General features: G+C 33.8%; 5 protein-coding genes. All 5 read left to right on the forward strand.

Going from position 1 to position 9,034, the window contains the following annotated elements:
- The first annotated feature begins 151 nt into the window (after positions 1–151).
- The 5 genes from HMPREF3034_RS12040 (at position 152) to cas2 (ending at position 8,850) form a co-directional block, all read left to right on the forward strand.
- Positions 152–709 (forward strand): hypothetical protein, encoded by a 558-nt coding sequence (locus tag HMPREF3034_RS12040; RefSeq protein WP_156431132.1) that lies wholly within the window; start codon positions 152–154, stop codon positions 707–709.
- 68 nt (positions 710–777) lie between these two features.
- Positions 778–2,697, forward strand: a complete 1,920-nt coding sequence (locus HMPREF3034_RS12045) for a hypothetical protein (protein WP_062435827.1) — start codon at positions 778–780, stop codon at positions 2,695–2,697.
- Between the two features lie 1,253 nt (positions 2,698–3,950).
- On the forward strand, positions 3,951–7,619 hold the full coding sequence (cas9, locus tag HMPREF3034_RS12050; RefSeq protein WP_062435831.1) for a type II CRISPR RNA-guided endonuclease Cas9: 3,669 nt from the start codon (positions 3,951–3,953) through the stop codon (positions 7,617–7,619).
- A gap of 8 nt (positions 7,620–7,627) precedes the next feature.
- Entirely contained in the window at positions 7,628–8,515 is an 888-nt protein-coding gene (gene cas1, locus HMPREF3034_RS12055; protein ID WP_036900634.1) for a type II CRISPR-associated endonuclease Cas1, read from the forward strand.
- Positions 8,512–8,850, forward strand: a complete 339-nt coding sequence (gene cas2 / locus HMPREF3034_RS12060) for a CRISPR-associated endonuclease Cas2 (RefSeq protein ID WP_062435834.1) — start codon at positions 8,512–8,514, stop codon at positions 8,848–8,850. The genes cas1 and cas2 overlap by 4 nt, the downstream gene beginning before the upstream one ends.
- Positions 8,851–9,034 lie beyond the last annotated feature (184 nt).

The following is a 9,034-nucleotide window of genomic DNA, read 5'->3' on the forward strand; positions in this document are numbered from 1 at the left end:
TAAATGCTTTTTTTATCCCGAACTCGCGTATATGAGAAAGAATAAAATCATAAATGGATTTTGCTACTTTTATGTAAAGAATAACACTATATATAAATAATTATTTAAGTATATGCCCTCAAGATTTTACTATAACAAAGAGCAAAAGGAAATGATTATTAAAGAACTGAAAGCGGGAGAGAATATCAAAAGTCTCGCTAAGAAGTTTTGTATTCCCTGTGTAATTATTGAAAATTGGCAACGGCAGAACGAATTAGATGGAATACTGGATATTTCTTATACTCAAAGCAACACACTGAAAAAGGATAATTTATATGCAACTATTCGCTCCAGGATAAGTTCTGTATACCAAACATCTTTCAAAAATAAGAAGTCTACAGTAGTTCTAGTGACAGGACTACTTTTTACGATTGCAATAGTTGTCTTATTCTACGATACCGCAGAATTTAAGTCTCAATCTAAAACGGATCATCTCTTAGGACCCAAGATAGACTCTCTCATCCAAAAGGGTATTAATATTGAGGGTAAAATAAACGAGCAGAATCAATTTCTTATACAACAGCATGCCTCATTCGTTACCAACTGTAAAGCACATATCCCCACAACATCCAAAGGAGATCAGCCAAAAGGTATACGGAATCAGAGAAAGTATGTTAAGTCCACAGATAAAAACGATCGCTGCTGTACATGTCATAAAGATACAATTTAATAGTTATGTTTGATTTCTATAATAATTCGTACACTTTTATTACTGGGTTATTTACCGTCATTTTCGGTATGGCTTTCCCACTTATTCTACAATGTATTCAAAGAATTGATGAAAAGTATAATTCGTCTGTTATATCACAGGAATTTGAGAATGAGGTTTCATTTAAGCTAATTAAATGGTTGCTTTACCCATACCTCTTTATTGTTTGTTTATCTCCATTGATTTTGGGCTATGTAAATGCTAAAACCAATCTATCCTATATCATCCATTGTTTTATGCTAATTTATATCTTGGTAATAGCAGTGCTAATGATATTGTTGTTTAACAAAATAATGGTTTATTACAATTTAAATTATTTGGTAGAAAGTTTACAGATAAAAAATCCTTCAAGAAAGGTTCTTGTATCATTTGATTTAGCAAGATATGCATCTCGAAAAGGCTATCAAGATACATACATAAAAGCAATGGCCAAAATAGCAGAGTGCATTATGCTAGAGCAAAGAAATACTGAAGAAGGAAGAGAAGTGATTTACTCTGAAAATGTGAGACGTGTACTAGTGGAAATCGGAAAAACAATAGGTGATTTTAAAAGTGAAGAGTATGGCTATAAATTCGATGAATTAATTGATGTTATATATGATAAAAGTAACAAAACTTATTTGTCAGATTCGACATACAAATTACTATGGTTTATGTTGAATAATGCAGCGATGAGAGGTGATAATGGGTGGATAAAAAACTATTGGACATGGACAACACAGTATTATAGCTACATATCTATGAGAGCGCAGAATAAACAGACAGAGGATTTTTATAAGTTTAATGTCATGCTTGGTGCCTTACTCGTTTTCAACAAAAGATACGAATGCTTGTATCATATTATGACTTTTACCCAAAGCCAACCAGCAAAATTCCCTTTAATCCCAGATACGCTTGGTAAAATTTTATCGTGTGCAGGGCAATTTGAATCAATGCTTGACAAACCACTAGAAGTATATGGTAAATATACAATACAAGGATTAGATCATGGAATTAATAATGATGATGCTATTATCTCAGAGGCTTATAAATATCTTGCACTACTTATTATTCGTATATGGTCATATAAAGACTATAACTATACATATAGTAATCCTCTTACTATACCGCAAGCAGATTATTATAATGCTGATATAAATGAGAAACGAATATTTATTTTAGAAAGGTTAAAAAAATATACTATTGAATGGCTAGACTCTGATGTATTCACATATATTCGTCTTAATAACATTCCTGCGATTGATGATGTTAAAAAGATACTTGACGATTGTGCGAATGAATGTAAGAAGATGAATCAAGAAATAGATGGAAGAAAAGGCTACGATGATCAGAAACTAAAGCACATAACTGATGAAGCAATAAGAGTAAACTATGAAAACTATATAACAATACCAAGCCAAACAGACTTACCCCCCAAGGAATCTTTATGCATTGATAAATTTATACAAGCATGCAATAGTGTTGAAAGGAGGTTCTTACAAAAAGGAAGAGCTGTGGAGTGTGGAGGAATTGGAAATTTTCTAGCAGAGGACTTATATCTCAAATACAAACAAGTATACATAGAGATTGTCAGACAATCATTTAATATGTCGACTAAGAACATTAATCGAAATAAACTTCAAGAATATTTAGATAGATTATCTCTGACACAAGAGCATGTGATTATAAAATTGACAAGTGGTTTAAAAATATCAACGGGTGCATTAGAATACGATTTAGGAAGATTGTACTGTGATGAGTTTATAATCATCTGTGAAAAAAAATATTTACCATCCTTGGACTTTATCGAAATTCAGGAGCAAAGAAATTTTCAAATAATAGATGAATACAATTATCTATATTTCTGTGTTGAAGAACATCCGGATATATTCATGTTATATTTAGGTCAGACGATGAGGGTTATAAGAGATAAAGAAAAAAGAACAGCAAGAATGATTAAGATAACATAACTGTTCTACCATACAAAAGATACAATACCATTCTTGAAACTTTATAGATTTCAATGACAACATCCAAGATGTTTGCTAATCAATACTACTCAAATTGAGGAAACATTTTTGTACCACACAAATGTAAGTCATTGATAATCAGCGTAGGATATATTTGAGGAAGTGAAATAATCTCTCAGGAAATGTAACGATAGAATATAAAAAACTATAAGTGAATGGCAGCAATGTAATAGAGATATTATGTTGCTGCTATTTTCGTATTATAAATTAAGAATGTATAGACTATCAAATTATTATTATAGTCTTAATTATGTGTGCAACTATTATGAAATATACGCTATATATTTTGACACCCAAAGCATGCTATAGATGAAAGTGCTATGTATATTCAAAATCGAATTACGAAGAACTTGATAAAGTATAGCTGGGTGCGGATGAGGAAAAGAGACAACAGAAACATAATTTCTTCAACCAATGATATTATATCAAATACTATGAGGGTGCTGTTTTAGTCTGTGCCTGTAATATCCAAAAACAAAAAGTTAGATCTAAAGTTTTGATACGAATTACATGATGACAGAATCAGGAAAGGATTGCTTATTTATCATAGATAAAAATGTTCGAAGCAGCTTGGTCCTTACGTCCGCCGTCTTAATTCTCAACTCGCCATCTCGTGGTCAAGTCTTGTCATACGGTTGGATAGTGGTGTCCTTGCTGCCTCTTCGGATTAATACTAACACCCGCTGGTTAATTCAGGCTTAACGGTATTCCTATCATCCGCGAGAATGTTCCGCTCGATTATGCCGGCTGTTAGTACTTCACTACAAAGATAAATAATTATTCTATACATTGCGTCAAAAAACAAATATTTTTCGATAATGACATTAAAAGAATTGGAATGGTAGAGTCAACTAGCAAATACAAAATTAGCATAGTTAACTCTACTCCAACCAAAAGGACTGGAACTAAAGGTATATTGGCGTATATTAAATAGAAATATATTGGACAATTAGTTAGGATTCAGGTTAGTAGCACTTAGGTATAAATATAAAAAAGAGGAAATGATTTGCTCATCTTTCCTCCATATATGAGAATCAAAAAAAAGCCCCTCCGAAGAGGAGCTACAGGAAAATATCCTTCGGCATATAGCCTTATTGTGATAAGATGTAGAAATCTTTCTGTTGCAAATATAGATTATTTATTTTGAAGTTACAAATATTTTGTATAATTTTATTGCATTAATTTAATAAAACATGAAAAAGCGCATATTAGGATTGGATTCCGGTACCAATAGCCTAGGTTGGGCTGTGGTTGATAGAGATGAGAACAATCAATATTCACTAATTAAATATGGTGATCTGATTTTCGAAGAGGGAGTAAAAATCGAGAAAGGTGTTGAATCATCAAAAGCTGCAGAGAGGACCAGCCACCGAGCTCTGCGAAAGCTATACTTTAGACGGAGACTACGTAAGATAGAAGTATTAAAAGTTCTAGTGAAATATAACTTATGTCCTCAAGTCTCTGAAGAAGAACTACATTTATGGCATACGCGAAAACTATATCCCCAAAACAAAGATTTATTACAATGGCAACGTACTGACGAAAAGGCGGGGAAGAACCCTTACATATACAGGTATCGCTGTTTACATGAAGAGCTTGACATGTCAGTATCTGCAAATCGCATGACTGTAGGTAGAGCCATGTATCATCTTGCACAACGAAGAGGCTTTTTAAGTAATAGGTTAGATAATGAAGAAGATGAAAATCAAATAGGTGCTGTAAAATGCGGTATTTCTAATTTAACAGAAGAAATACAATCTTCAGGATGTAAGTATTTAGGAGAGTACTTCTATAAACTTTATAATGAACATGGCAATACGGTGAGACTTAGGACTAGATATACAAGTCGTGAATTTCACTATAAAAAAGAATTTTATGCAATATGCGAAAAACAAAAGCTAGATAAAAAACTAATCGAAGAATTAGCAAGCGCGTTGTATTTTCAGCGTCCGCTGAAATCACAACGCCATACTGTTGGAAGATGTACATTCGAGCCTAATAAACCAAGATGTGCAGATTCTCATCCTGCATATGAAGAATTCCGTATGCTGAGTTTTATAAATACAATTAAGGTGCAAGGGCCTTATGATACAGAACTTCGTGTACTAAATACAGAGGAACGAGACTCCATTACTAAATTGTTTTGCAGAAAATCTAAACCCAACTTTGACTTTGAGGATATTGCCAAAGAACTAGCGGGCAGAAATAACTATTGCTATATAGGCGATGTTGTTGATAAAGCTTATAAGTTTAATTATCGGATGTCACAAGGTGTTTCAGGATGCCCAACGACGACTTACTTGATAAACGTATTTGGTCAAGACTGGCAAACGGGTATAGCAGAATCATATCAAGCCATTGACACAAAATTGGGACAGAAGTCTGTAGATGCAATGATTGATGATGTTTGGAATGTATTGTACTCATTCTCATCAAAAGATAAATTACGAGACTTTGGACGTAAAAAATTACAATTAGGAGATAAAGAAGCAGACACTTTTGCAAATATCAAATTGACTCATAAGTTTGCATCGCTTAGTTTAAAAGCTATTCGTAAGATAAATATATTTTTGCGTATGGGTCTAGTCTATTCCCATGCAGTAACCTTAGCTAATATTCCTACTATAGTAGGAACTGATATATGGCAAAGAAAACGTAATTTTATATTGGCTGAACTTCTACCTCTCATAGAAAATTTTAATCCCAAGGAGACAAAATTACAAGAAACTCTGGATTTCTGTGTGAAAGACTTTCTACAAAATAATTTTGAATTAAAAAATGGAGCTGTAGATAAGCTCTATCATCCTTCGATGATAGAGGCCTATCCGGATGCAGGATTGAATAGCAACGGTATATTACAACTCGGTTCACCACGTACTAACGCCATACGGAATCCTATGGCTATGCGTTCACTACATGAGATAAGAAAGGTTATAAACCAGTTATTGAAAGATAAAATCATAAATCAAGATACAGAAATACATGTCGAATACGCTCGCGAACTAAATGATGCAAACAAACGAAAAGCAATATCTATTTGGCAGAAATCACAAGAGAAATTACATAAGAAATATGTAGAGGAGATAACAAATCTATACAAGGAAGAAACCGGAAAAGCAATAGTACCAACAGATACAGATATTCTGAAATTCAAATTATGGGAAGAACAAAATCATATTTGTTTGTACACAGGACAGCAAATAGGCATTGCTGAATTTCTTGGAGCTACCCCCAAATATGATATAGAACATACTATACCACAGAGTGTGGGTGGAGATAGTACTGACATGAATCTGACATTATGTGACAGCAGATTCAATCGCGAGATTAAAAAAGCTCAATTACCAACACAACTGGGTAATCACGCAGACATATTAGTACGAATAGCTGGTTGGAAAAACAGCTACGAGAAATTATCCAAAGACATAGATCGTATTCGTACTCATTCCGGAATGGCTAAAGACATAAAAGACAGGCTAATTCAAAAAAGGCACTTATTAAAATTAGAACGTGACTACTGGCGTGGGAAATATGAACGATTCACAATGAATGAGATTCCAGAGGGATTCAGTCGCAGGCAGGGTGTAGGTATTGGACTCATTTCTAAATATGCGGGACTATATTTAAAATCATTATTCCATGATAAGAATGAACGTAACAAAGGTCATGTATTTGTTGTAAAAGGGACTACAACTGCTGAATTTAGGAAAATGTGGGGATTGCAAAATGAGTATGAGAAGAAATCACGCAATAACCATGTACATCATTGCATCGATGCTATTACAATAGCCTGCATCGGCAAACATGAATATGCTCAAATGGCACAATACTATCACGACGAAGCTGAATATCTATATCATCACGGAATAAAGCCCATATTCCCCAAACCATGGAAGACATTCACGGAAGACTTATTAGATTTGGAGCATAGCTTATTCGTAGTACACCATAGCCCAAACAATATGGCTAAACAGGCACGAAAGAGAATTATAACATCTACAGGACAACATTGGGCACAAGGAGATTCTGCTCACGGAAGTCTACACAATGATACATATTATGGAGCCATTGAACGAGATGGCGAAATCAAATATGTAGTAAGAAGAGCTGTATCATCCTTTGAGCAAATGAGCGATGTTGATAGTATCGTCGATGATGTTGTTAAAGAGACAGTACGGAAAGCATTAGAGGGAAAGAATTTTAAGGAAGCTGTCAATGCTCCTATTTATATGAATAAAGAAAAAGGTGTATTGATTAAGAAAGTTAGGTGCTATGCAAAATCTATCAAGAAGCCTATAGATATTCGTACACATCGCGATAGTTCTAGTAAAGAGTACAAACGGAAATTCCATGTATCTAATGACATTAATTACCTGATTGCCATCTATGAAGGAACTGTAAAAGGAAAGGTTAAGCGAGATTTCGAAGTCGTAAAGAATATTGAAGCTGCTAATTTCTTTAAACGTAGCCAAGATAGAAGAGATTATCCTACCATCGTACCCGAAAAGAGTATTAAACATGGCTTCCCATTGAAAACAACATTAACAAATGGGACAATGGTTATTCTGTACGAAGAGAACAAAGAAGAAATAGATTTCACAAAAAAAGAAGATATTTGTCGGAGGTTATACAAACTTGTAGGAATGAGCTCCATGATTGTATCTGGTTGTGAATATGGCGTCTTATCATTGAGACATCATCAAGAAGCACGACCTTCTAAGGATATAAAATCAAAAAATGGAGCTTTTAAGAATGGTGAAGCTCTTCGTCCAGCAATTACTATGCTTCACACCCAATTTAATGCTTTGGTAGAAAACATAGACTTCAATATTGATGTAACGGGAAATATAGAATTAATATAACGCATAATATGCTGAAACGTAGTTTGGTTTTTACATCTCCTGCCATGCTTTCTATGAAAGATAGACAGTTAGTTATTTCTTTGAAGGAACACCCTGATGAGCTACATACTGTTCCTATAGAAGATTTAGGGTTTATAATGGTAGAACATCCACAAGTGATATTGACCGTACCACTAATGAATTTTTTATCAGAAAACAACGTATCATTAGTCTTTTGTAATAGTAAAGGTATGCCATGTTCAATGCTATTAAACTTAGATACAAATACAACACAAGGAGAAACCATACGAAACCAAATGAATGCTGGAGAGGTCTTGAAAAAGAATGTTTGGAAACAGATTGTAGAAGCAAAGATCCGTAATCAATCGTTACTATTAAATAAAGTCGGCAAACGAGGTGAGCTACTAAAACCTTTGTTTATGAACGTAAAATCTGGCGATGCCGATAATAGAGAAGGGATTGCTGCAAAAGTTTATTGGTCAGAATTATTTGGCAAGGACTTTCTACGCGATAGAAATATGCCCAGTATTAACAGTCTATTAAATTATGGATATACTATACTGCGATCGGCTGTAGCCCGCTCCTTGATGTCATCAGGCTTATTCCCAGCGATTGGACTCTTTCATAGAAATCGAAACAATGCTTTTCCATTAGCTGATGATCTGATGGAACCATATCGTCCCTTTGTTGATGAAATAGTTTATAATCTCTATTGTGAAGGAAAAGAGGAGTTGAATAAAGAAACCAAAGCAGAACTAATTAGACTATTATACTATGATACTTATTTTAAGAAAGTAACACGTCCGCTTTCAGTTGGTCTCTCTTTGACAATGGCATCATTGGTAAGATGTTATGCCAAAACAAGTAATAAATTGATATTACCAGAAATAAGATGAGTGAAATCCGACTAAATTGTTATCATATTATGTGGTTGTTTGTGATGTTTGATCTACCAACTTTAACAGCTAAAGAACGTAAAAATCATACTCGATTCAGGAAAGAACTTGAGAAAGATGGATTTACCATGTATCAGTATAGTGTGTATATTCGATATTGTGGTTCTCTTGAAAGCGCAAATGTACATATCAAACGTGTAAAAACATTCACGCCAACACAAGGTCATGTTAGTATTTTGACTATCACGGATAGACAATATGCCAGAATTATCAATATTTGGGGAGAAATTAAAACAAAAACAGAGAAAGCTCCTATGCAATTGGAATTTTTTTAGTATTTTTGCTATATCTACATAAGAGACGACCACTTCATATACTCTAATCCTATCATATCTCATTGATTTATAAGGATATAAGACATATACGTTGTGGTTTGATGTAGAATAAAGATATAAGACAACAATATGGTACGCACCAATCACAGTCACGAGTTGTGGTTTGATGTAGAATAAAGATATA

The organism is Prevotella sp. DNF00663 (assembly GCF_001553265.1).
Taxonomy (GTDB): domain Bacteria; phylum Bacteroidota; class Bacteroidia; order Bacteroidales; family Bacteroidaceae; genus Prevotella.

What these genes read in the sequence shown, in the direction of transcription:
- HMPREF3034_RS12040 (WP_156431132.1), top strand. Translation starts at nt 152, where the DNA reads ATGATTATTAAAGAACTGAAAGCGGGAGAGAATATCAAAAGTCTCGCT.
- HMPREF3034_RS12045 (WP_062435827.1), top strand. Translation starts at nt 778, where the DNA reads ATGGCTTTCCCACTTATTCTACAATGTATTCAAAGAATTGATGAAAAG.
- cas9 (WP_062435831.1), top strand. Translation starts at nt 3,951, where the DNA reads ATGAAAAAGCGCATATTAGGATTGGATTCCGGTACCAATAGCCTAGGT.
- cas1 (WP_036900634.1), top strand. Translation starts at nt 7,628, where the DNA reads ATGCTGAAACGTAGTTTGGTTTTTACATCTCCTGCCATGCTTTCTATG.
- cas2 (WP_062435834.1), top strand. Translation starts at nt 8,512, where the DNA reads ATGAGTGAAATCCGACTAAATTGTTATCATATTATGTGGTTGTTTGTG.